Annotated in this window: 25 protein-coding genes and 1 pseudogene; 10 read left to right on the forward strand and 16 right to left on the reverse strand. The window is 53.4% G+C overall.

Annotated features, from left to right (window positions below; all coding sequences use genetic code 11):
• Nucleotides 1-115 precede the first annotated feature (115 nt).
• Nucleotides 116-436, forward strand: coding sequence for a type 1 fimbrial protein (locus tag AC0TN7_RS19515; protein WP_024908991.1), 321 nt, complete (start codon nucleotides 116-118; stop codon nucleotides 434-436).
• Nucleotides 437-542: 106 nt separating this feature from the next.
• Nucleotides 543-1,085 (forward strand): O-acetyl-ADP-ribose deacetylase, encoded by a 543-nt coding sequence (ymdB, locus tag AC0TN7_RS19520; protein ID WP_024908992.1) that lies wholly within the window; start codon nucleotides 543-545, stop codon nucleotides 1,083-1,085.
• A 33-nt stretch (nucleotides 1,086-1,118) separates the two neighbouring features.
• Here ymdB and mdoC read toward each other — a convergent pair whose 3' ends face one another.
• Nucleotides 1,119-2,258, reverse strand: coding sequence for a glucans biosynthesis protein MdoC (gene mdoC, locus AC0TN7_RS19525; protein WP_473702361.1), 1,140 nt, complete (start codon nucleotides 2,256-2,258; stop codon nucleotides 1,119-1,121).
• A gap of 254 nt (nucleotides 2,259-2,512) precedes the next feature.
• On the opposite strand from mdoC, the gene mdoG reads away from it, so the two are divergent.
• The 3 genes from mdoG (at nucleotide 2,513) to AC0TN7_RS19540 (ending at nucleotide 6,898) form a co-directional block, all read left to right on the forward strand.
• Nucleotides 2,513-4,066, forward strand: coding sequence for a glucans biosynthesis protein MdoG (gene mdoG, locus AC0TN7_RS19530; protein WP_021240787.1), 1,554 nt, complete (start codon nucleotides 2,513-2,515; stop codon nucleotides 4,064-4,066).
• Nucleotides 4,059-6,587: a glucans biosynthesis glucosyltransferase MdoH gene (gene mdoH / locus AC0TN7_RS19535; protein ID WP_024908994.1), complete on the forward strand. Its 2,529-nt coding sequence runs from the start codon at nucleotides 4,059-4,061 to the stop codon at nucleotides 6,585-6,587. Before mdoG ends, mdoH begins: the two co-directional genes overlap by 8 nt.
• Before the next feature lie 83 nt (nucleotides 6,588-6,670).
• Complete coding sequence (locus AC0TN7_RS19540) at nucleotides 6,671-6,898, forward strand: YceK/YidQ family lipoprotein (RefSeq protein ID WP_024908995.1); 228 nt, start codon at nucleotides 6,671-6,673, stop codon at nucleotides 6,896-6,898.
• A 6-nt stretch (nucleotides 6,899-6,904) separates the two neighbouring features.
• Here AC0TN7_RS19540 and AC0TN7_RS19545 read toward each other — a convergent pair whose 3' ends face one another.
• The 3 genes from AC0TN7_RS19545 to AC0TN7_RS19555 form a co-directional block, all read right to left on the reverse strand.
• Nucleotides 6,905-7,279, reverse strand: a complete 375-nt coding sequence (locus AC0TN7_RS19545) for a MysB family protein (RefSeq protein WP_023311118.1) — start codon at nucleotides 7,277-7,279, stop codon at nucleotides 6,905-6,907.
• 452 nt (nucleotides 7,280-7,731) lie between these two features.
• On the reverse strand, nucleotides 7,732-7,932 hold the full coding sequence (locus tag AC0TN7_RS19550) for a hypothetical protein (protein ID WP_048990092.1): 201 nt from the start codon (nucleotides 7,930-7,932) through the stop codon (nucleotides 7,732-7,734).
• Complete coding sequence (locus AC0TN7_RS19555) at nucleotides 7,929-8,432, reverse strand: hypothetical protein (RefSeq protein WP_061715554.1); 504 nt, start codon at nucleotides 8,430-8,432, stop codon at nucleotides 7,929-7,931. Before AC0TN7_RS19555 ends, AC0TN7_RS19550 begins: the two co-directional genes overlap by 4 nt.
• A gap of 544 nt (nucleotides 8,433-8,976) precedes the next feature.
• On the opposite strand from AC0TN7_RS19555, the gene AC0TN7_RS19560 reads away from it, so the two are divergent.
• Nucleotides 8,977-9,489 (forward strand): DUF2778 domain-containing protein, encoded by a 513-nt coding sequence (locus AC0TN7_RS19560; RefSeq protein WP_343582610.1) that lies wholly within the window; start codon nucleotides 8,977-8,979, stop codon nucleotides 9,487-9,489.
• A 448-nt stretch (nucleotides 9,490-9,937) separates the two neighbouring features.
• On the opposite strand, the pseudogene AC0TN7_RS19565 reads toward AC0TN7_RS19560, so the two are convergent.
• The 3 genes and pseudogenes from AC0TN7_RS19565 to AC0TN7_RS19575 form a co-directional block, all read right to left on the reverse strand.
• A pseudogene (locus AC0TN7_RS19565) lies at nucleotides 9,938-10,641 on the reverse strand (integrase core domain-containing protein).
• Between the two features lie 181 nt (nucleotides 10,642-10,822).
• The gene (gene mdtG, locus AC0TN7_RS19570) at nucleotides 10,823-12,040 is read right to left on the reverse strand and encodes a multidrug efflux MFS transporter MdtG (RefSeq protein ID WP_463726862.1); all 1,218 of its coding nucleotides are present in this window, start codon (nucleotides 12,038-12,040) and stop codon (nucleotides 10,823-10,825) included.
• A 140-nt stretch (nucleotides 12,041-12,180) separates the two neighbouring features.
• Nucleotides 12,181-13,107, reverse strand: coding sequence for a Kdo(2)-lipid IV(A) acyltransferase (locus tag AC0TN7_RS19575; protein WP_157188922.1), 927 nt, complete (start codon nucleotides 13,105-13,107; stop codon nucleotides 12,181-12,183).
• A 220-nt stretch (nucleotides 13,108-13,327) separates the two neighbouring features.
• On the opposite strand from AC0TN7_RS19575, the gene trhO reads away from it, so the two are divergent.
• Complete coding sequence (trhO, locus tag AC0TN7_RS19580; RefSeq protein WP_024909001.1) at nucleotides 13,328-14,377, forward strand: oxygen-dependent tRNA uridine(34) hydroxylase TrhO; 1,050 nt, start codon at nucleotides 13,328-13,330, stop codon at nucleotides 14,375-14,377.
• A 41-nt stretch (nucleotides 14,378-14,418) separates the two neighbouring features.
• Here the strand turns inward: trhO and AC0TN7_RS19585 are convergent, their stop codons facing one another.
• From AC0TN7_RS19585 to mdtH, 9 genes are all read right to left on the reverse strand, one after another.
• Nucleotides 14,419-14,997 (reverse strand): YceI family protein, encoded by a 579-nt coding sequence (locus tag AC0TN7_RS19585; RefSeq protein ID WP_024909002.1) that lies wholly within the window; start codon nucleotides 14,995-14,997, stop codon nucleotides 14,419-14,421.
• Between the two features lies 1 nt (nucleotide 14,998).
• Complete coding sequence (locus AC0TN7_RS19590; protein ID WP_208763753.1) at nucleotides 14,999-15,565, reverse strand: cytochrome b; 567 nt, start codon at nucleotides 15,563-15,565, stop codon at nucleotides 14,999-15,001.
• Between the two features lie 207 nt (nucleotides 15,566-15,772).
• Nucleotides 15,773-15,886: a DUF2770 family protein gene (locus AC0TN7_RS19595; protein WP_032645429.1), complete on the reverse strand. Its 114-nt coding sequence runs from the start codon at nucleotides 15,884-15,886 to the stop codon at nucleotides 15,773-15,775.
• A gap of 59 nt (nucleotides 15,887-15,945) precedes the next feature.
• Nucleotides 15,946-17,064, reverse strand: coding sequence for an N-methyl-L-tryptophan oxidase (gene solA, locus AC0TN7_RS19600; protein WP_473702362.1), 1,119 nt, complete (start codon nucleotides 17,062-17,064; stop codon nucleotides 15,946-15,948).
• A 116-nt stretch (nucleotides 17,065-17,180) separates the two neighbouring features.
• Entirely contained in the window at nucleotides 17,181-17,435 is a 255-nt protein-coding gene (gene bssS, locus AC0TN7_RS19605; RefSeq protein ID WP_008500827.1) for a biofilm formation regulator BssS, read from the reverse strand.
• 274 nt (nucleotides 17,436-17,709) lie between these two features.
• Nucleotides 17,710-17,955, reverse strand: a complete 246-nt coding sequence (gene dinI / locus AC0TN7_RS19610; protein WP_008500826.1) for a DNA damage-inducible protein I — start codon at nucleotides 17,953-17,955, stop codon at nucleotides 17,710-17,712.
• A gap of 74 nt (nucleotides 17,956-18,029) precedes the next feature.
• The gene (gene pyrC / locus AC0TN7_RS19615) at nucleotides 18,030-19,076 is read right to left on the reverse strand and encodes a dihydroorotase (RefSeq protein ID WP_032650832.1); all 1,047 of its coding nucleotides are present in this window, start codon (nucleotides 19,074-19,076) and stop codon (nucleotides 18,030-18,032) included.
• 126 nt (nucleotides 19,077-19,202) lie between these two features.
• Complete coding sequence (locus tag AC0TN7_RS19620; RefSeq protein WP_045910186.1) at nucleotides 19,203-19,763, reverse strand: lipoprotein; 561 nt, start codon at nucleotides 19,761-19,763, stop codon at nucleotides 19,203-19,205.
• 123 nt (nucleotides 19,764-19,886) lie between these two features.
• Entirely contained in the window at nucleotides 19,887-21,095 is a 1,209-nt protein-coding gene (gene mdtH / locus AC0TN7_RS19625; protein WP_024909006.1) for a multidrug efflux MFS transporter MdtH, read from the reverse strand.
• A gap of 236 nt (nucleotides 21,096-21,331) precedes the next feature.
• Between mdtH and rimJ the strand changes: the two genes are divergently transcribed.
• The 3 genes from rimJ to AC0TN7_RS19640 are packed head-to-tail and all read left to right on the forward strand — an operon-like array spanning nucleotide 21,332 to nucleotide 23,502.
• Entirely contained in the window at nucleotides 21,332-21,916 is a 585-nt protein-coding gene (gene rimJ / locus AC0TN7_RS19630; protein WP_008500822.1) for a ribosomal protein S5-alanine N-acetyltransferase, read from the forward strand.
• 9 nt (nucleotides 21,917-21,925) lie between these two features.
• The gene (locus AC0TN7_RS19635; RefSeq protein ID WP_024909007.1) at nucleotides 21,926-22,576 is read left to right on the forward strand and encodes a YceH family protein; all 651 of its coding nucleotides are present in this window, start codon (nucleotides 21,926-21,928) and stop codon (nucleotides 22,574-22,576) included.
• A gap of 2 nt (nucleotides 22,577-22,578) precedes the next feature.
• The gene (locus AC0TN7_RS19640) at nucleotides 22,579-23,502 is read left to right on the forward strand and encodes a Gfo/Idh/MocA family protein (RefSeq protein WP_267216712.1); all 924 of its coding nucleotides are present in this window, start codon (nucleotides 22,579-22,581) and stop codon (nucleotides 23,500-23,502) included.
• Nucleotides 23,503-23,617 lie beyond the last annotated feature (115 nt).

The following is a 23,617-nucleotide window of genomic DNA, read 5'->3' on the forward strand; positions in this document are numbered from 1 at the left end:
GCTATGCTGATATCAGGGACCTGGTCATTATGTTCCTTAACGTGAGACTTCGTTTGCCGTAATAAATGAAGCGCGTTTACCCCTCATGGACGATTTTCATTGAGGAGTACCTATAATGAATAACTATTTTGCTCGACTCGCGGCAGGTCTGGGTCTGGTCGTTTCTGCTTTGAGTATCCCGGCTTATTCGGCCACAGTTGTGAACGGTGGTGTCATTCATTTTCGCGGTGCCATTGTCGCAGACCCCTGTGAAGTCACTCCCCAGAAGCAACAGTTTGCAATGTCATGTCCAGATAATAACCGTATGCAAACGCGTATGGTGAGCTATGAAGAGGCGCTTAACGGGAAAGTGAGTGACTCAAACCTGGCGACGCTCAATATGAAATACCTTAATCCTGAAAAAACGCTCGCGGTTGTCGAAATCCAGTATCGCTAATGCGCACTCTCCCGCCCAGCGGTGGAAGAGGATTTTTTCTGATAGTTTTTTCTCCCGGTCTCCTCTGCGATACACTTAAGAAAAAGGCGGGTTGCAGAGGGGCTTTATGAAACCGCAAATTGACATTATTCATGGCGATATTACGACCATGCACGTCGACGTTATCGTCAATGCGGCCAATCCCTCCCTGATGGGGGGAGGCGGCGTGGACGGGGCTATCCACCGGGCTGCCGGACCGCAGCTGCTGGAAGCCTGTAAAACCGTGCGGCAACAGCAGGGCGAATGTCCTCCCGGTCACGCGGTGATTACGCTTGCGGGCAATCTGCCTGCCAGAGCGGTTATTCATGCCGTAGGGCCCGTCTGGCATGGCGGGGACCAGCACGAAGCGAGTATTCTGGAAGAGGCTTACCGGAACTGTTTACGGCTGGCCGCCGACAACGGCTATAAAACGATGGCGTTCCCGGCCATCAGCACCGGCGTGTATGGTTACCCTAAGGCCGCCGCCGCAACGATCGCCGTAGAAACCGTTTACCGCTACCTGTCGTTAAAACCGCTGCCGGAGAAGGTGATTTTTGTCTGTTTCGACGACGACACCACGCATCTTTATCAGCGGCTGCTAACTCAGCGCAGACAAGAGCTGGAAAGCTGAAACAAACGCGGCGCATCCGGTGCGCCGCGTGTTCTAAGAGGCTTTCGCCTGCGGTTTTCCTGAAAAGAGGAAACGCAGCAGCGGGATCCGCAGATGGATTTCGTAGAGTACGATCGCCACCCCCACAACGAACACCAGCCCGGTAAAGAAGCCCAGCGTGTTGGAGGCGATGTGCGGTGTAATATAAGCCCCGAAGAAAAGCGTCAACGGGTGATGCACCAGATAGATAAACAGCGAAGCATTAACGAAGTAGGTCACGCGGTGGGACTTAAAGTTCAGCAAACGGTGGCCCAGCGCGAATACTACGTTCACCATCCACAGGCCCAACAGCATCGTGATCACGCTTTCCGTTTCATACATCCAGGCGTCGCCGCTCCCGTAGCGCTGATTCAGCAGATAGGCCGCGAACGCGAGGGTGGCTCCCAGCGCGCACCACGGTGACGGGGTGACAAACAGCGATTTAAGCTTCGGATGAATAAACGCCAGCGCGCCGATTAAAAAAAACGGAATGTAGAACAGCGACTGCATCACCACAAAATTAAATAACCCGTCGCTCAAAATCGGCGGGTAGACGATAAGCAGGGTCCGTCGCACAGCGGCATAGGCAATCCCCAACAGCAAGAAGAGCACTGACAGTTTGCCCATCGTAACGTTGGCGAAAAAGGTGTCGGCCTTCGTAATTAGATGGTGGCGCAGGCGGCTGAAAATCAACAGACTCACCGTGGTGAGCACCACCAGGACCAGCAGGAACCACAGGTGAGACACCAGCTCCCAGACCAGCGTGTTGTACTTTTCATACAGCGTCAGATTCGGCCAGTTCTCCGCTTTACCCTTCACGTACTGCAACATAATGAACTGGGGCAGCGTCAGCAGCGGAATGGCGGTCAGCATGGGGATCCCCACGCGCTCTACGCGCACTTTCCACCAGCGCTTGAGCGGGTATCGCAGAAACAGCATGTAAGAGAAATAGCCGGATATGACGAAAAACACCTGCATACGGAAGGCGTGAATAAAGTCATTAAACAGCGTCAGCCACCAGGAGGGCATCTGGCTATTCACGTGCCAGGTGTGGCTGGAGTAAATCAGTGAAATGTGAAAGGGGATCCCCAATAGCATCAGCCATGCCCGGATCGAGTCGAGGAAATATTCACGTTCTGTTGGTGTTGTGCTCATATAACGTTGTGCATTCTCAGACTTTTCGTCTTATCCCTAAGACTCATAATGGTTACATTCGAAGGCAACCCTACACCAAGACCGACACCCTGTCTCCAGGATAAGCACGCAAAGTGAATAGCGGGTTCTTTCATTTGCTTAATCCCTGAGCCAGCAGCTGAACAAAGCAGTGATAATGTTGTCGGATTGCCTGAGTTTCCATTAAAATGGATCGGATCGATATAAGCACACAAAGGGGGAAGTGCTTACTTATTATGAAACATAAACCACAGATGATGAAAATGCGTTGGTTGGGTGCTGCAGTGGTGTTGTCACTGTATACCTCATCGGCACTGGCCTTTAACATCGACGATGTCGCAAAACAGGCAAAATCGATGGCAGGCAAGAGCTACGAAGCGCCGAAAAGTAACTTGCCCTCCGTTTTCCGCGACATGAAGTATGCGGACTATCAGCAGATCCAGTTCAATCACGATAAAGCGTACTGGAGCAATATCAAAACCCCGTTCAAGCTTGAATTTTATCATCAGGGTATGTACTTCGACACGCCTGTTGCCATCAATGAAGTGACGGCGACAGCGGTTCGTAAGATTAAGTACAGCCCGGATTATTTCAATTTTGGCAATGTGCAACACGATAAAGATACGGTGAAAGACCTGGGCTTCGCAGGCTTCAAGGTGCTTTACCCGATCAACAGCAAAGATAAAAACGACGAAATCGTCAGCATGCTGGGTGCCAGCTATTTCCGCGTCATTGGCGCGGGGCAGGTATACGGGCTTTCTGCGCGTGGTCTGGCTATTGATACCGCGCTGCCATCAGGTGAAGAGTTCCCACGTTTCCGTGAGTTCTGGATTGAGCGTCCAAAACCAACGGACAAACGTCTGACCATTTATGCGCTGCTGGATTCCCCGCGTGCAACCGGCGCCTATCGCTTTGTGATTATGCCGGGTCGTGACACGGTGGTTGACGTACAGTCCAAGGTTTACCTGCGTGACAAAGTAGGCAAACTGGGCGTTGCGCCACTGACCAGCATGTTCCTGTTTGGGCCGAACCAGCCGTCACCGGCAACCAACTTCCGCCCGGAACTGCATGACTCCAACGGTCTGTCTATTCATGCCGGTAACGGTGAGTGGATCTGGCGTCCGCTGAATAACCCGAAACATCTGGCGGTGAGCAGCTTCGCAATGGAAAACCCGCAAGGTTTCGGCCTGCTGCAGCGTGGTCGTCAGTTCTCCCGCTTTGAAGATTTGGACGATCGCTATGACCAGCGTCCAAGCGCCTGGGTCACGCCAAACGGTGACTGGGGTAAAGGTAAAGTCGAGCTGGTAGAAATTCCAACCAACGATGAAACCAACGATAACATCGTCGCTTACTGGACACCGGATCAGCTGCCGGAAGCCGGTAAAGAGATGAACTTCAAGTACACCATTACCTTCAGCCGCGACGAAGATAAGCTGCATGCGCCGGATAACGCGTATGTGATGCAGACTCGCCGCTCAACGGGTGATGTGAAGCAGTCTAATCTTATCCGTCAGCCTGACGGGACCGTGGCGTTTGTCGTGGACTTCACCGGCCAGGATATGAAGAAACTGTCGCCGGACACCGCCGTTGCCGCTCAGGCCAGCATCGGTGATAACGGTGAAATCGTTGAGAATACCGTGCGTTACAACCCGGTAACCAAAGGCTGGCGTCTGACCCTGCGCGTGAAAGTGAAAGATCCGAAACAGACCACTGAAATGCGTGCTGCGCTGGTCAGTAACGATCAGCCGCTGAGTGAAACCTGGAGCTATCAGCTACCTGCCAATGAATAATACATCTGAATATATTGATGCCATGCCGCTGACGGATATCGAAAAAGCGGCACTGCCTAAGAGCGACATCCGCGCGGTTCACACCGCGCTGGATGGTGAACATCGTCAGTTTTCCCGTGATGATGATACGCCGCTCGGGTCAGTCAAGGCGCGTCTGGAGCAGGCCTGGCCGGACTCGCTGGCGGAAGGGCAGTTGATTAAAGACGACGAAGGGCGCGATCAGCTGCAGGCGATGCCGAAGGCCACGCGTTCCTCAATGTTCCCCGATCCATGGCGCACCAACCCGGTGGGCCGCTTCTGGGATCGCCTGCGCGGGCGTGATGTGACGCCGCGCTATCTGTCGCGCCTGACAAAAGAAGAGCAGGCGTCCGAACAGAAATGGCGTACCGTGGGGACCATCCGTCGCTATATCCTGCTGCTTCTGACGCTGGCGCAGACGGTCGTCGCGACCTGGTACATGAAAACCATCCTGCCTTATCAGGGCTGGGCGTTCATCAACCCGACGGACATGATGGGCCAGGATCTCTGGGTCTCCTTCATGCAGCTGCTGCCGTATATTCTGCAGAGCGGCATCCTTCTGCTGTTCGCGGTTCTCTTCTGCTGGGTCTCGGCCGGTTTCTGGACCGCGCTGATGGGCTTCCTGCAGCTGCTGATGGGGCGTGACAAATACAGCATTTCGGCGTCAACGGTCGGGGATGAACCCCTCAATTCCGAGCACCGTACTGCGCTGATTATGCCTATCTGTAACGAAGACGTTGACCGCGTATTTGCGGGCCTGCGTGCGACATGGGAGTCCGTAAAGGCGACCGGCAACGCGGAGCATTTTGACGTTTACATCCTGAGCGACAGCTACAACCCGGATATCTGCGTTGCAGAACAAAAAGCGTGGATGGAGCTGATTGCAGAAGTGCAGGGCGAAGGGCAGATCTTCTACCGCCGCCGCCGCCGCCGTGTGAAGCGTAAAAGCGGTAACATCGATGACTTCTGCCGTCGCTGGGGTAATCAGTACAGCTATATGGTCGTGCTGGATGCGGACTCGGTCATGAGCGGTGACTGCCTGAGCGGTCTGGTGCGTCTGATGGAAGCCAACCCTAACGCGGGTATCATTCAGTCCTCGCCAAAAGCGTCCGGCATGGACACCCTTTATGCGCGCTGCCAGCAGTTCGCCACCCGTGTCTACGGGCCGCTGTTCACCGCGGGTCTGCACTTCTGGCAGCTGGGTGAGTCGCACTACTGGGGTCACAACGCCATTATCCGCGTGAAGCCGTTCATTGAGCACTGTGCGCTGGCGCCGCTGCCAGGTGAGGGGTCATTTGCAGGCTCTATTCTGTCGCATGACTTCGTGGAAGCGGCGCTAATGCGTCGTGCTGGCTGGGGCGTCTGGATTGCCTACGACCTGCCGGGATCGTACGAAGAGCTGCCGCCGAACCTGCTGGACGAGCTCAAGCGTGACCGCCGCTGGTGTCACGGTAATCTGATGAACTTCCGTCTGTTCCTCGTTAAAGGGATGCACCCGGTTCACCGCGCGGTGTTCCTGACGGGCGTGATGTCTTATCTCTCCGCACCGCTGTGGTTTATGTTCCTTGCGCTCTCCACTGCGCTGCAGGTGGTCCATGCCCTGACGGAGCCGCAATACTTCCTGCAACCGCGCCAGCTGTTCCCGGTGTGGCCGCAGTGGCGTCCGGAGCTGGCGATTGCGCTGTTTGCCTCCACCATGGTGCTGCTGTTCCTGCCTAAGCTGCTCAGTATCATCCTGATCTGGTGCAAAGGCTCGAAAGAGTACGGCGGTTTCTTCCGCGTGACCCTTTCACTGCTGCTGGAAGTGCTGTTCTCCGTGCTGCTGGCACCGGTGCGTATGCTGTTCCACACCGTATTTGTGGTCAGTGCGTTCCTGGGCTGGGAAGTGGTCTGGAACTCACCGCAGCGTGATGACGACTCCACGCCGTGGAGCGAAGCCTTTATGCGCCACGGTTCTCAGCTGCTGCTGGGTCTGGTGTGGGCTGCCGGGATGGCCTGGCTGGATCTGCGCTTCCTGTTCTGGCTGGCGCCGATTGTCTTCTCGCTGATCCTGTCGCCGTTTGTCTCCGTGATCTCCAGCCGTTCAACGGTGGGGCTGCGGACCAAACGCTGGAAACTGTTCCTGATCCCGGAAGAGTATTCCCCGCCGCAGGTTCTGGTGGATACCGATCGTTATCTCGAGCAGAACCGCAATCGCACGCTGGATGATGGCTTTATGCACGCCGTGTTTAACCCGTCATTCAACGCTCTGGCAACGGCGATGGCCACTGCGCGCCACCGTGCCAGCCAGGTGCTGGAGATTGCCCGCGATCGTCACGTTGAGCAGGCGCTTAACGAGACCCCGGAAAAACTCAACCGCGACCGTCGACTGGTGCTGTTGAGCGACCCGGTGACCATGGCGCGTCTTCACTACCGCGTGTGGTCCGCTCCGGAGAAATACTCTTCGTGGGTGAACTACTATAAGGGCGTGAAGCTGAATCCGCTTGCACTGAAGGCGAAGTAAGTCGTTAAGCAGGGCGGGTAGCGAAGCGCTACCCGCCAGATAAAATACCGGCTGCGAGGCCGGTATTTTTTTAGAGGTTAGAGATGAGAATAATCATCGTCGTCATGATGGCATGCCTGCTCAGCGGCTGCGGCAGTATCATCAGTCGCACCATTCCAGGGCAAGGCCACGGTAATCAGTATTACCCGGGGGTAAAATGGGATCTCCGTGATTCCGCATGGCGTTACCTGACCGTGCTCGATCTGCCGTTCTCGCTGATTTTCGACACGCTGTTGCTGCCGATTGATGCCAGCCATGGCCCTTACGAATAGCGTAAATTAACGCTCGTCCCACTCATCGGCTGCGGTTTGACCTTCTTCCGTATCCAGCGGTGGCTCGAGCTGAAACTCGCCCTCATCCCACTCGTGTAGGGTGTTCTCTTCCAGCCATTCCTGCCGAAGTTCGATTTCGTCATAGTCGCCATCGAAGACGGCCTGCGCACCTTCACCGCTCAATATCGGCAAACATTCCCCTTCTTCACCTTCATCGGCAAAGAATTCGGCCTGCCACATAATATCCCCATCCTGCAGAACGTATTTTTGGATATTAAGCTGTTGCACGTCAGCATCTTCTTCTTCAACGCCGGGGTTGTCGGCGAGGAACTCTTCACGAGCGGCATCAATAGCTTCTTCCAGCGTGGCGTACATGGTCATTGGTGTCTCCCTGTTTTCCAGAAGGTTTCAGGGAAAGAATAGCTGAATATAAGATTCTGCAAGTATGAATGTGAAAATAAGACGTCACGCATTCAATGCCGCCCACTTAAGCGGTGCGGCACGAGAGTTCACCGCGTAACGGATTTTTGACATCTTAACTGCCCTCGGCCTTAATGGCTGGAGGCGTTTTGTTATGAACACCGCTTCCAGATCTCCACACATGTGCTCTAATTGTTTTTGGATTGACGGTATTCACCAGTACTGACATCTCCGATGGCGGCAGAAGACGACATGGGCGAACCGTCGCTGAAAACGAGCAGGTCGTTGAGAAATGGCATAAGAAAACGGCTCCCTGTAGTGGAAGCCGTTATAGTGCCGCGGTAAAGAATCGGTCAACCGCTCCTTAACTGAACGGCATTGCCCATTAAGCGGGGCTTTTTCTTGATTCCATATCAACGCTTCTTTTTTGGTTTGAATAAACGATCACTGACAATAAATGCAACTATCAGGAATATAACAGTAGATATTAATGCATAATCTTCCCAAAAGGTGACGGCGAGCATACCGAAAATAATAGTTAAACCAATAGGTATATAAACTTGCATAACAAGCCTAACTAATTCCTGCCACCACACGCTAAACATTTTTTTCATCGTACTATCCTAAGAATATCAGAAACAATATCGTTATCGCTTTTTTGGTATTGGTTGTGTACGTCAACACGATCAATTATTGGTTCAACCAGGAAGTATAACATTTCCAGATCACGATTATAGAGATCTCTATAGTACCGACTATGTTTATATAAAAGACGTTCCGCAGCCTGTGAAGCTACCTGTGCGTACCCATATATTCCCGCCGCAGCTACACCACGCGTTGACCATTTGGTGAGTGCCGAGGAGATCGATACTTGCATTGAAAGACTTGAAGCCGCTAACGTAGCGATAGTGTACGCAATGGTAAACTTGGTAAGGGTGGCAGTTGTAAACCCAGCTCCTGCTTTAGACAAGATTAACGTAATGTTCCTGATGCGCTGGTCTGAGAGATTTTCAAACATATAGTTGATATAGATTTCAAGCATCTCTCTTATAGTGTCATGATGTTTTACGAGTACTACAAGAGCCTTCAAGAACCTCTTATCTTCTTGCTTCAAACGTGTACATACGTCCTGGTAGTTGTCGAGGAAGCACGAGCTATACCACGAAAGCCTTTCCACCCCAGAGTATATTAAATGAGCCTGTTGTACGGCTTGCTGTTGAACACCAGCAAGGCTTTATCCAGCAGGTTAGCCATGTAGCGATCAGCATCAAGTTTGTTCAGTATAAGCGAGTTGTAGCTCATGAATCCTTCCCATGTTTCTCCCTATCCATATTCCACATAACAGTAATAAACCTCCGAATAATAAACAAGATGTATCTACCGATGGAGGCAGGTCACGCCAGTACTCGAAAACCCGCAAGGCGTTATTACTCACTTTGCTCGACAGATGATAGTACTGAATCAAAGTGATTGGGGTCGGTACTACGTACCTAAAGTCTTTGCGAGTAATTACGCGTCGCCTTGCTCCTTGTCAGGGTTGCGGGCTGTTGAATCCCTTCGCGTACTTACCTACCTTATAGTGGTGATGTTCGATTACTCGACACATGATAGAATCGCCCTATGCAAACAGCAGGGAAAACAAAATGCAAATAATGAGGATGACATACGACGACATTGATAAAAATGGCTACGCCAAATTACACGTCTATGGAATAGGAACTTTCTCTGCATTCAGTGGGCAAAACCCATATACCAATGATCCCAACTGTGCGTACTTACCAAACAGTGCAATACCTACTGGACGGTACTGGATAGTTGATAGGCCAACTGGCTCTACATTGAATAAGATCCGGGCATGGGGCGTTGATACAATCACAGGTAATGACCACTCCGAATGGTTTGCACTCTTCAGTGCTCAAACCATGACAGATAGCATAATGATTAACGGTGTATCGCGTGGTAGTTTCCGGTTACATCCACTCAGGCCGGATGGTTCTGGTTTCTCTGAGGGGTGTATTACTTTCGTCAATCGACCCGATTTCTATACTGTACGTAGTCAGTTGCTCCGTACTAAAAAGGTTAAAGTACCAGGTTCAAGGACTGGATTGATGGCATATGGTTATGTTGATGTGCAAGGGGGGAGCGACTATGCGAAGTGCAGGATTCGTTAAGAATGCGGCCATATACAGTATCTGTATTGTCTTTGCATGGTGGCTATCAAGTTTCGGTAAGCCTCTCAATGGACTAACGCAATGGGTCATGGATACCGCCTATAGTACTTTGGGTTCCGGCCTGAGTGGTTCATATGAAGCTGATGCAGATCCGGTAAGGTTCATCGCCTTAATCCTGATGGTACTTATCTACGCTACCATACTGTTCTTGCTCACACGTTTGGTACTAAGAAAGTTTCAGGCCAATCGCTAATACCTCATTTTATTAAGTACCCTCACTGTATATGGTGAGGGTGTTTTTTGGTACTTAATTACTGACTATAACAATAAATACATCAACAATAGATGAGGTGAGTTTATGGAAAAATATATTATTAACGATTTTGTTTATGAAGTTATTGGCAATGCGATAACCGTCCTGACCTGCCCCCCGTATTAGATACAACCATCAGTTAGTAATGTCGGTTTGTTTACTTTCACATTTTCCATTCCGCCACCGTGCTGCAAACTCTGATGGCGTCTGATAATTCAGTGCTGAATGTGGACGACATCGTTATAATCCTGCCGCCAGTCATTAATGACTTTCCTTGCGTGAACGATATCACTGAACCTGTGCTCATTCAGACATTCATCGCGAAATCGCCCGTTAAAGCTCTCAATAAATCCGTTCTGCGTTGGCTTGCCCGGCTGGATTAAGCGCAGTTCAATACCATGCTCAAAAGCCCATTGATCCATTGCACGGCAGGTGAACTCCGGCCCCTGGTCAGTTCTTATCGTCGCCGGATAGCCTCGAAACAGTGCAATGCTGTCCAGAATACGCGTGACCTGAACGCCTGAAATCCCGAATGCGATGGTAATGTCAGGCACTCCTTCGTGAAGTCGTCCACACAGGTCAGGCACTTGATCCTGCGACCGGTCGCATCACACATCAATACCACGGCTTCCCGCTTCTGGTCTGTCGTCAGTACTTTCGCCCCAGGGCCACTGAAGAGCCTCCTTATCCAGCATGGCTTCGGCAAGCAGCTTCTTACGCCAGGTATAATAGGTGGCGTTGGAAATGGCGTACTTGCGGCAGAGCTCACGGGCAGAGACCCCTGCTTCAGCTTCGCGGAGGATACTGATGATCTGTTCGTCGGAAAAACGCTTCTTCATGGGGATGTCCTCATGTGGCTTATGAAGACATTACTTACATCGCGGTGTCTTAATCAACGAGGAGCAGGTCAGCGTACATGGTCATTAGTGTCTCCCTGTTTTCCCGAAGGTTTCAGGGAAAGAATAGCTGAATATAAGATTCTGCAAGTATGAATGCGAAAATAAGCTTCAGGCGTTCGTCTTATTCCGTCACGGGCCGTAACGCGCGGGATAAACTGAACCACGAATAAATGGCATTGAACAACACGACGCCCGCCGTCACGATAAAGACGGCGCGAAAACCGAAGCTGGCGGAGATCCCGGCCCCGAGCAGCGGTCCGGTGACGTTACCAATATCCCGGAATGGCTGGTTATAGCTGAAAATACGCCCGGCAATCTGGTTCGTGGAGTTGTAGACCAGCAGGGTCTGTACGGCGGGCAGCAACGCGCCGTCGGCGGCACCCAGCAAAAAGCGCAGGACGCCCAGCTGCCATGGCGTTTGCACCATCGACATCGGGATAAGCAGCAGGACGGAAATCACCAGCGCGCAGATCAGGATTTTTTCCGGACCCACCCGGTCCCCCAGTTTTCCCAGCCTCGGGGCACTCAGCAGCGCCGCCACGCCGGGTACGGAGGCGATCAGCCCGCTGATGAACGCAATATTGCTGACGTTACCCGCCAGGTCGCGAACGTACAGCGTCAGAATAGGGGCAATCGACCCGGTAGCCACCTGGATAATCATTGTCGTCACGAACAGGCTCAGCACCAGTCTGGGATTTTTAAGCGAGGTCAGCACCTCCCTGGCGTGAAGCATCTCTTTTTTGGCGACAGGCGTGAAGTTTTCCCGAATACAGAGCAGGGTGACGATAAAGCACAGGAACAGCACGCTGGCGGTGATAAAGAAAACTGGCCGCAGGCCATAGCTATCGGCCAGGAGTCCGCCGGCCAGTGGCCCCAGCAGGGCGCCGCTCACGCCGCCGGTTGAGAGCGTGCCCAGCGCCCAGCCGCTCTTATGGCGGGGAATTTGTGTGGCAATCAGGGCATTGGCATTGGGAATAAAGCCCCCCAGCAGGCCCAGCAGCGCGCGGAGGATCAGGAACTGCCAGACGTTTTGCGCCACGCCCATCAGCGCCATGATAATGGCCATCCCCAGCGCCGAACGCAGCAGCATGATTTTACGTCCCTTGCGATCGGCAAGGCTGCCCCAGAAGGGCGAAGCGATCGCAGAAAACAGGAACGTGATGCTGAATACCAGGCCGGACCACATATTGAGCGCGCTGTGACCCGTCACGCCCAGCTGTTCGACGTAGAGCGGCAGGAAGGGCATGACCAGGCTAAACGCCGCGCCGGTAAGAAAACAGCCAAGCCACGCAACCGTGAGGTTACGCTTCCAGTTTATGGGGGCATCTGAGGGTGACATAACAATCCGCATAATGAGGTGCTGAGCACCTGAAGCATGAAGTAATAAGCCTGCTAATTATGCGCCTGGGTTATGATTGCCGCAATGAGGGGGAGCTTTTAAAGCTAAAACAGCATGCGGCCCTGAGGACCGCATGAGGATTAATAGCGGGACGGCGTACCTTGTGGGCGTGTTTTAAAACGGCGGTGCAGCCACATATACTGCTCCGGGGCGAGCATGATGCACTTCTCCACAACGCTGTTCATCCAGCGCGCGGTGGTTTCTGCATCGTCAAGCGGCGGCGCGAGTTCCGGCTCCAGCATCATCAGCTCGTAGCCTGAACCATCCGGTTTACGGCGAGGAACAAAAGGCACGATGGCAGCTTTGGACATCCGCGCCAGCATCCAGGTGCCGGTGGTTGTGGCGGCCTCGTCAACGGCGAAGAAGGGGACAAATACGCTGGCCTGCGGACCATAGTCGTGGTCGGGGGCATACCAGACCACTTCACCGGATTTCAGCGCGCGGATCATGCCCTTCAGATCTTTTCGGTCGATCATGCTTTTGTTGGAGCGCATGCGGCCGTTGGTCTGGATTAAATCGATGACCGGGTTATCGTTAGGACGATAAACGCCAATGCCGGGTGCCTGCATGCCGAACATGCGTGCCCCGATTTCCAGCGTCAGAAAATGGACGCCGATCAGCAGAACGCCCGTCTGGTTGGCCTGAAGCGTATGCACCGGATCCATGCCGGTTCCCGTCACCTCGCTCCAGCGGGCCATGCGTTTGTCTGGCCAGAACCACGCCATACCGGTTTCCATGAGCCCCATCCCGACGGATTCGAAATTCTTCGAGACCATATCGTGACGATCTGTCTCGCTCATCTGCGGAAAACAGAGCTCAAGATTGCGGTACGCGATTTTGGCGCGACGCTTCATAAACAGCTGCGCGAAACGGCCCAGAAATTTACCCAACCGAAAAATTACAGGGTAGGGAAGCTGTACCAGGAGCCATAAAAAGCCAATGCCAAGCCAGGTCAACCAATAGCGGGGATGCAAAAGGGCGGCAGTAAATTTTGGTAACTGGGTCATGTCTTTCCTGTGTTCAAACGTCCTGTTTTGCTAGTGTCTCATTTTTTTAGACGTAGCCAAAATATCTGCTTTCGAAGCGTGCACGAATACAGCAATTGTTAAGCCTGATTAATCAGGGTGTGTGAAATGTAGCGTAAATTGTGTGGATGTAAATTAGTTTTATTTGCTATATGATGCCGACCGATTTTCATTCTCTCTAACGATTCCAGGACTGTACACCATGCCAGTGTTACACAACCGCGTGTCGAATGAGATGTTAAAAGCGCGTATGTTGGCTGAAACCGAACCGCGCACCACCATCTCTTTCTACAAATACTTCACGATCAACGATCCGCAGGCAACCCGCGATGCGCTTTATCAGGCGTTCACGGCCCTGAACGTCTTCGGACGCGTCTACCTTGCCCGTGAAGGCATCAACGCGCAGATTAGCGTACCGGAAAGCAAAGTCAGCGCTTTCCGCGACGTTCTTTATCACTTCGATCCGGCCCTCGACGGCTTACGCCTGAACATTGCCCTGGATGATGACGGGAAATCCTTCTGGGTGCTGCGCATGAAGGTGCGTGAACGCATCGTGGCGGACGGTATCGACGATCCTGAGTTTAACCCGGCGGATGTCGGCGAATATCTCAAGGCTGCGGAAGTGAATGCGATGCTGGACGATCCGGATGCCGTGTTCATTGATATGCGTAACCACTATGAGTACGAAGTGGGGCATTTCGAGAACGCGATGGAAATCCCGGCCGACACCTTCCGCGAGCAGCTGCCCAAAGCGGTTGAGATGATGCAGGAACATAAAGATAAAAAGATCGTTATGTACTGCACCGGCGGTATCCGCTGTGAGAAAGCCAGCGCGTGGATGAAGCACAACGGCTTTAATAAGGTCTGGCATATTGAAGGCGGCATTATCGAGTACGCCCGTCGTGCCCGTGAACAGGGTTTACCGGTACGCTTTATCGGGAAAAACTTTGTCTTTGACGAGCGTATGGGTGAGCGTATCTCGGAAGACGTTATTGCCCAGTGCCACCAGTGCGGCGCGCCGTGCGATACCCATACCAACTGCAAAAACGACGGGTGCCATCTGCTGTTTATTCAGTGCCCGGCCTGTGCCGAGAAGTTTAACGGCTGCTGTAGCGAATTGTGCAGCGAAGAGAGCATCCTGCCGGAAGAAGAACAGCGTCGCCGTCGTGCAGGACGTGAAAACGGCAACAAGATTTTCAATAAATCACGCGGCCGTCTGAATACCAAACTGGGTATCCCTGACCCGGAATGATAATAACGCCCGGCACGGCAAAAGCCTGCCGGGCGAATCTATTATGATTTCTGCTGTACACCTTCAACGGAAATAATCAGCTCCACGTCCTGAGACGCCGGGCCTAAATCCGTTGTGATATTAAAATCTTTCAGGTGAATTTTACCCGCTGCTTCAAAACCAGCACGTTTACCGCCCCACGGATCGTCACCCTGACCCAGTAATTTCGCATCAAGCGTGACCGGTTTTGTTACGCCGTTAAGCGTCAGGTTGCCGGTAATATTCAGCTTATCACCGTCTTTTTTCACTTCCGTGGAGGTGAAAGTAGCCTGTGGGTATTTCCCGACATTGAGGAATTCCCCACTGCGCAGATGTTTATCACGTTCAGCATGATTGGTATCAACGCTGTTAGTATTAATGGTCACGTTGACCTTGTCGGCGGCAGGATTTTTCTCGTCAAAGGTGAATGTGCCGTCAAAATCCTTAAAGGTACCGTACAGCCAGCTGTATCCCAGATGCTGAATACGGAAATTGACGAAAGCGTGCTGGCCCTCTTTATCAATTTTATAATCAGCCGCCACGGCGGAACCGGCGGTGAATAACAGAGAACCCAGGGCGATACCCAGCAGGTGTTTTTTCATTTTATGCTCCAGAGTCAACTGACGAGCGGCCAAGCATGCGCTTTAGCGTATCGTCTTTATCAATAAAATGGTGTTTGAGGGCGGCAAGCCCGTGAAGTACGGACAGGATCACGACGCTCCACGCAAGCCAGAGGTGTACGACCCCTGCGGTGTCTGCCTGAGCGCCCGCATCGCTGAGCGTTGCCGGGACGTCAAAAAGGCCAAAGACGCTAATCGGCTTACCGTCCGCCGTCGAGATAAGGTATCCGCTAATCAGAATGGCGAAGAGCAGCGCATAGAGCGCAATATGCGCGGCGACTGCACTGACGCGGGTAAATTTGCTGTGGGTCTTCGGCGCGGCAGGCGGTGGGGAAATATGTCGCCAGATCACGCGGAAAACCAGGCCCAGCATCAGCAGGACACCAATGCTTTTATGTAACTCCGGTGCCTGGTGATACCAGCCATCGTAATAGCTGAGCGTGACCATCCAGAGCCCAAGTCCAAACATACCGTAGACGGCAAGAGCAAATATCCAGTGCAAACCTATGGATATTATTCCGTAGCGCCGGGAGGAGTTACGCAATTGCATCAGAATGTCCATTTTCAAATTAACCGGAAAGTAAAAATGAACGGGAAGGCGGGATATTGCAACTGAAATAATTGTCTATTGATTTTTATTTTATTTATTTCAGCAATTTTGAAAAGGATCGCTAACGCTAATTCAATCTCTTCGTGCAAGCGAAATGGTGAGTTTCAGTAAAGATAAATTAACGTCAATTATTGTCAGTAAGGCTTTTCAGTAAAATACAATGTAAACAAAATCAATAATGGCCAACAGCGCCCACAATAAGAGATAGAGCATAAAATGCTCGCGAATATTATTCATCAGAAAGCTAACGATCCTGCGCATAACGCCCCGTAATGCAGTGTGAGTGAACCGGGCCCCGGGACGTCCGGAGCCCGTGTGGATTATCCGTTAAAACGCGAGAGTGAGAAGGGCGTCAGATCAAACTGCGGCGTGATACCCTGAGCAAACTGCGCGGCGATTTCACCTAGCACGGAAGCGAATTTAAAGCCGTGGCCGCTCAGCCCGGTGATGAGCAGGGTGTTGTCATGCCCGGGCAGCGTATCAATGATGAAGTCTTCATCCGGTGTGTTGTCGTAGGTACAGGCTGCGCCATACAGCAAGCCACCGACGCCCGGAAGAATATTCCGCAGGAATGAGAAGGCTTCCGAACCATCCTGAGGAAAGGCGCCGAAAGGCTTACGCTCTTCAGGGGAGGTGATCGCCTGGCCCCCGTTGTGTTTACCAATTTTCAGCGCGTCTTTCTCGGAAGGGAAACCGTAGAACTGATCGCCATTCGGTAATTCCCCGGTGAAGGCCGGGAATTTATTCTGCGCGCTGTAGCGCCCATCTGACTGGAACCAGGAGAAGACCTTGCGCACCGGCTGGATTGGCAGCTCCGGCAGCAGGCGAGTGACCCAGGTTCCTGCGCTGACGAGCAGGCGAGAGGCTGAATAGTCGCCGTCAAGGGTCGTTACCGTGACGCCATTCTCGTCATGGGTGATGGCCTCCACCGGACAGTTAAACAGCTGTGCACAGCCGGCTTTCGCGGCAAGGTCGACCCAGGTTTTGATCGCTGTTTCACAATGCAGTACGCCGGAGTGGGCTTCAAAGAGGCCAATATAATCGTCCGGGACGCTAATTTCAGGCCAGCGCGCGGTTATGCCCGTTGCGTCCAGCTTCTCAACGTCCAGATTAAAGGCTTTCGCGCTGCGCTCAACGCCGGCAAGAAATTCCGAATGAGCCGGGCCAAGGTTGATAACCCCGGTACGCTCGAAAATACGCTCTTCGGTCTGCTTCGCCAGTTCATCCCACAGCGTCTGGGCGCGAAGCACCAGCGGGACATAGCGCTCGCCTTCTCCATACGCATGGCGCATGAGGCGGGTATCGCCATGATGGCTGCCTTCCGCATGGGGAGGGAGGTGGGCATCGATCATCAGGACCTTCAGACCTGCCTGTGTTGCGTAATAACCGGCAGCGGAACCCACGGAGCCGCTACCAATAATGATTAAGTCGTATCTCATATGCATCTCATAAACTGACGTTTTGTTAGCAGAGTAATTAACAACGCGGAGTTAGACAAGGGAGAAATAAATAAGGCACCGCGAGGGTGCCTGTAGAGAGAAAAGTGGGCATAAGCTTAGTGCCGTTTATACTCATTTTCCTGATAGTCGCCAGATTCTATTTTTGCAATACCTGCCTCTAAAATAGAAATAAACTGACGGGCGACGTCTGTTGTTAGCCACAGCGTCTGTCCAACTTCCGCTTCTTCACGGTTGAGTTGATTCGGGGTCTGGTAGTGCAAACGCAGCATCAGCGCATCGTAGCTATCTACGGTACTGATATCCCAGCCAACAAGTGGATGGGTCTGGATCACTTCACTATTCTTTTCCATTATAACCCCCTTAATGCGTGTTAGAAGACAACGGCTTTGAGGTTCAATGCATGTTTTTCTGAAAGCATCTTCAGTATACCAAGTAATAAGGGTTCCGAAGGGAAAAATAAACAGGTGGCAACACATTTTTCTGCTTTTTAGGATTGTTCGAACAATAAAACACCATCTTGTTCACGATTCTTAAAGAAGATGCCGAATTAATTTGAACTTACCGTATTTTTAGACAAAAAAAAGCCGGGGCGACCCGGCAAAAAAACACAATGAGGGAGCAGTATTAATCTGTGATAAACCAGTCGTCTGCGCTTTCCCACGTTTCCTGCAGGATTTCGCTGATGCGATCTTTATCTTCTTTCGCCGCACCAATGACGGAGAGGTTGTTCGCCGCGGCGTAACGCACCGTTACGGCACCCGCGTTGTCGGGAAAGGTGTTGTTAATACGGCGGGATAATTCGCCTGCCAGTGCATCAAGCGCGCCGGCAGGCAGAACAGTTGTTTTGGCTATGGTGACTTCAATACGCATAAATGCCCCCTGTGTAATATACTGTTTATTTATACAGGTATATTATCGGTTTGACAACAAGGGGCATTGATTTTTTAACGTTTTACCGTCCAGTTAACGGTTTCGCCCGCCAGGAAGGGGATCAGCGTGTCATCCGTCAGCGCAATGGACTCCTCAACGTGGCTCGCTTTACGCTCCAGTTCGATGAAGCTGTCGTTGACCGGCAGGCCGTAGAAGCGCGGGCCGTTAAGGGAGCAGAACGCTTCGAAATGTTCCAGCGCGTTCATCTCTTCAAATACGGTCGCGTAGCTGGCAAGCGCCGTTGGGGCGTTGAAGCAGCCTGCGCAGCCGCAGCTTGCCTCTTTACGGTGGCGGGCGTGAGGCGCGGAGTCGGTGCCGAGGAACGCGCGGGAGAACCCGCTGGCAACCAGCTCGCGCAGCGCCTGCTGGTGGATGTTGCGCTTGAGAATCGGCAGGCAGTACAGGTGAGGGCGCACCCCGCCCACCAGCATGTGGTTACGGTTAAACATCAGGTGCTGCGGCGTAATGGTGGCGGCGATAAGATCGTTGCCGTCGCGCACGTACTCTGCCGCGTCTTTGGTGGTGATATGCTCAAAGACCACTTTAAGCGCGGGCAGGCGCTGGCGCAGAGGCTCCATCACGGTCTCGATAAACCGGGCTTCACGGTCGAAGATGTCAATCTCGGCATGCGTGACTTCACCATGGACCAGCAGCGGCATGCCCAGTTTCTGCATGCGCTCCAGAACCGGCATGATGGCATCAATGCTGGTGACGCCGTGGCTGGAGTTGGTGGTGGCATTTGCCGGATAGAGTTTCGCCGCCGTAAATACGCCTTCGTTAAACCCACGCTCCACTTCGTTAGGGTCCAGCGAGTCGGTCAGATAGCAGGTCATCAACGGGGTAAAATCGTGTCCCGCAGGCACGGCATCCAGGATGCGCTGGCGATAGGCTATCGCGGCATCGACGGTGGTGACTGGTGGAACCAGGTTAGGCATGACAATCGCGCGGCCATAAATTTCGCTGGTATAAGGCACGACGGTTTTCAGCATATCGCCATCACGCAGATGGATATGCCAGTCGTCAGGGCGGCGGATTTTAAGAACCTGGGGTTGTGCAGTCATGGAAGCTCCGGCTTGTCAGGAATCAGTCATAAGGATGGCTGTTTTTGCCGGACACAAATCATAAGCGGAAACGTTTTCGTTTGCACACTTTTCCGTAAAAAAAAGGGCGCCGCAGCGCCCTTCAGGTTAATCGGTGAAAGGAATGATGATTTCACCCGGCTTAACCTCTATTCCTTTTGCGTATTTTTTCGCCAAGGCTTCGCCCTTGCTTTTATCTTCGCTTAAGACGTACGCGGGCTGCTGGTTGAAATAATTACGCAGCGACTGGTTGAGATAGGGCATCAGGGTTTGCAGAACCGGCGCCATCTTGTCCGGCGACACCTGCGCATCGACGACTTCCATCTCCTGGAGGAAAATCGCCCCTTTCTCTTTGTTAAAAACGGGGAGTGCCTTCAGCTTGAGCTTGATGTTGGCTTTCTGATTGCCAAACAGGGATGACATATCAAGATCCGCGTCACCGGCCAGGGTGACTTTGTTTGGCTCTTCACGTCCGATCTGGCTGGTCAGATTCGTGAGCACGATATGCGCGTCCGCCAGCCCCGGCACGCCAATGTCTTTAGAAAAATTGTTATGTTTTTCCAGCGCCTGATTAATTTCCTGTTCACTGACGGTATATTGCGTGAGCTGGTTACAGCCAACCAGCAGACCGCTGACAACTAATGCCGCGGCTAAGACAATTTTCTTCATAGTGTTCCTCAACGAAAAATCGGCGCTTCTGTCCTGTTACGCCAGTATGTCAGCGTGAATGGGCAGAAACCAGCAGAAAAAACTGAGAAGTGGGGCGGGAGGGACTCCCGCCCGAGGGAAAGGCTACGCGCCAGGCTCGAGCATGCCGCTCGCGCTGCGTTTCTGGCTGAACTGCCACCACAGGGCAAGGAGCGTCATAAAGCCCACCACGCCGAGCATCATCCACGGGAGTTCGGGCTGGTTTAACGCTTTGCCGGCATCAAACAACCAGCCGCCCCCGGCGTAACCTAATGCGCCGCCAAGCGCCAGCCCCAGCCGGCTGAAACCCATATAGCTGCCGCGCGCACGCGCATCCGCAAGGGAGGCGCTCAGCGTTTCACGGGCAGGCTCGGCGATGATCGACCCTATATAGAAGGTGCAAATCAGGGTAAACAGCTGCTGGAGAGAGTTCACCAGGCCGATCGGCATCATGCTCAGCGTCATCAGGAACAGCCCGGCCATCAGGCGATGCTCCAGACGAAAACGCCGTTCGCTCCAGCGGGCAATCGGATAAAGCAGCGTTAACGACAGGCAGGCTTCGATGGCGTACATCCATTTAACGGCAGCAGGCGTGCCAGCAATGTCGTTAACCATGATCGGCAGCATCAGCATGACCTGCACAGCCAGCATGTAATAGCCCGTCAGGGTCAGCACATAGGTGACAAAACGTTTGTCGCGCAGGACGCGGCCAAGCCCTTCCCGGACAGGTGCTTTGACTGTCGACAGTTTCCAGGCGGGCAGGAACAGGCCATTAAACAGCGCGCACAGAATAAAGAGCACCGCCCCAGCCGCGCAGACCAGACGGAAGTCATACTGCAGCAGCCAGCTTCCCAGCAGAGCGCCGACAACCGCCCCGGCGCTGTCCTGCATCATCAGAATCGAGAAGAAACGGCCGCGGTGCTGCGGGCGAATAAGCTTCACCACCAGCGCGGTGCGTGGCGGATCGAACAGCGTGCCCCCGATACCGGAGAGGAAACAGGAGAACCAGAGCAGCCAGGGCTCCTGGGCGACCGCCATTGTGGCAAAGCCTGCTGCGCGCAGCAGCATACCGGTCACGATCATCGGTTTAGCGCCAAAGCGGTCGGCAATGGCCCCGCCAAAGACGCCCAGCCCCTGCTGGACAAACTGGCGTAACCCCAGGGCAATGCCAACCATTAATGCCGCCCAGCCCATTTGATCGACAAAGCGAATCGATATCAGCGGGAAAACGACAAAAAAGCCGAGCACGACCAGCATGTTATCGACGAGCAGGAAATATTTACCCAGGCTCCTGGCCTGTGATACGCGGGACATTTTCCCTCCAGGGAAAATAAGATGGTGAGCACGCTAACATTCTGCGGTGTCGCCGCGTTTTTTCCCACCCCTGAACGCGACAATATTTTTTTATCAAAAGGGTGCTTTGATAGAGAGTTCTCATCGAAAAGTGTGAAAAGAGGGCAAAATGGTATGTCACTGTTTTCACAGACGGCGCAGGCGCAGGTATAGTAAAGCTAATGGGTAAGCAGAAGTGACGGGAAGGAGTGGTATCGATGTTTGGCTATCGCAGTAATGTGCCAAAAGTGCGTCTGACAACGGACAGGCTGGTCGTTCGTCTGGTGCATGAGCGTGATGCCTGGCGTCTGGCGGATTATTACGCCGAGAATCGCCAGTTTTTAAAACCCTGGGAACCCGTTCGGGATGAGAGCCATTGTTACCCTTCCGGCTGGCAGGCGCGCCTCAGCATGATTACGGAATTTCACAAGCAGGGCAGCGCGTTTTATTTCGCGCTGCTGGATCCTGAAGAGAAAGAGATTATCGGGATCGCCAATTTTTCAAACGTGGTGCGGGGATCGTTTCACGCCTGCTACCTTGGCTACTCCATCGGCCAGAAATGGCAGGGGCAGGGGCTGATGTACGAGGCGTTAACGGTGGCGATCCGCTATATGCAACGCACGCAGCATATCCATCGCATCATGGCGAACTATATGCCGCATAATCAGCGCAGCGGCAATTTGCTGGCGCGTTTAGGGTTCGAGAAAGAGGGTTACGCCAAAGACTATCTGCTGATAGACGGAGAGTGGCGCGACCACGTTCTGACGGCGTTAACCACCCGGGACTGGACCGCAGGTCGTTAAGGAGAAATGATGAAGTATCAGCTAAACGGTACAGAAGCGCGCGTGATTGGGTGCTTACTCGAAAAACAGGTCACCACGCCGGAGCAGTATCCGCTCTCCGTCAACGCCGTGACCATGGCCTGCAACCAGAAGACCAACCGCGAGCCGGTGATGAACCTCAGCGAGCATGAGGTTCAGGACGTGCTCGATGCATTGGTAAAACGCCACTATCTGCGCACCGTCAGCGGCTTCGGCAACCGCGTGACCAAATACGAACAGCGCTTTTGTAACTCCGAATTTGGCGACCTGAAGCTGAGCAGTGCGGAAGTGGCGGTCATCACCACGCTGCTGCTGCGCGGGGCGCAGACACCGGGGGAACTGCGCACGCGCGCTTCCCGTATGCATGAGTTCAGCGATATGCAGGAGGTCGAGCAGACCCTGGAAGGGCTGGCTTCTCGCGAAGACGGTCCATACGTGGTGCGTCTGGCGCGCGAGCCGGGCAAACGCGAAAGCCGCTATATGCATCTGTTCAGCGGTGACGTCGATGTCGCTACCGTGGAGAGCGACGCGGGAGCCTCAGCAAGCAATGACAGCCTTGCCGCGCGCGTAGAGGCGCTGGAAGACGAGGTCGCCGGGCTGAAACAGCGTCTGGATGCGTTGCTGGCACATTTAGGAGACTGACGGTGAAAAAATTACGCGTAGGCGTGGTGGGGCTGGGCGGCATCGCGCAAAAAGCCTGGCTGCCTGTTTTAGGTGCGGCGACGGACTGGACCCTGCAAGGGGCATGGTCACCCACCCGAGAAAAGGCAGAACGTATCTGCGAAACCTGGCGCATGCCGTATGCTGCCTCCCTGCAGGATCTGGCCCGCGAGTGTGATGCGGTTTTTGTGCATACCTCAACGGCAACCCACTATCAGGTGGTGAGCGAGCTGCTCAATTTGGGGGTTCACGTCTGCGTGGATAAACCGCTGGCTGAAAATGTTCAGGATGCCGAACGGCTGATTGAGCTGGCCGCGCGCAAAAAACTGACGCTGATGGTGGGCTTCAACCGCCGCTTTGCGCCGCTTTATCAACAGCTGAAGGCGCAGTCGGGCACGCTCGCCTCGCTGCGGATGGATAAGCACCGTACCGACAGCATTGGGCCAAACGATTTGCGTTTCACGCTGCTGGATGACTATCTGCACGTTGTGGATACGGCGCTGTGGCTCGCCAGCGGCAATGCACAGCTGCAAAGTGGCACGCTACTTACGAACGAGCAGGGTGAAATGGTCTACGCCGAACATCATTTCGCGATTGACCATCTACAGATCACGACCAGCATGCATCGTCGTGCGGGGAGTCAGCGTGAATCCGTCCAGGCCGTCACCGACGGCGCGTTGTACGACATAACCGACATGCGTGAATGGCGGGAAGAGAAGGGCAGCGGCGTGGTGACGCTGCCTGCCCCTGGCTGGCAGAGCACGCTTGAACAGCGCGGTTTTGCCGGTTGTGCCCGCCACTTTATCACCAGCGTGCAAAATCAGACGGTTCCTGAAACGTCCGGTGAGCAGGCCATTATGGCGCAGCGCATTGTGGAAAGGCTCTGGCGCGAGGCCATGAGCGAATAACTCGCTGTAACATCTGCGGATAGTAATTCGTTGAAATCCGGTTAGACTAAGCGCCGCTTGTTGGCTTTGCCGGGTGGCGCTTAGGCTCACCTGGCCTACAAATCCGTATGGTTCT

Source organism: Enterobacter sp. PL_is511, assembly GCF_055816065.1.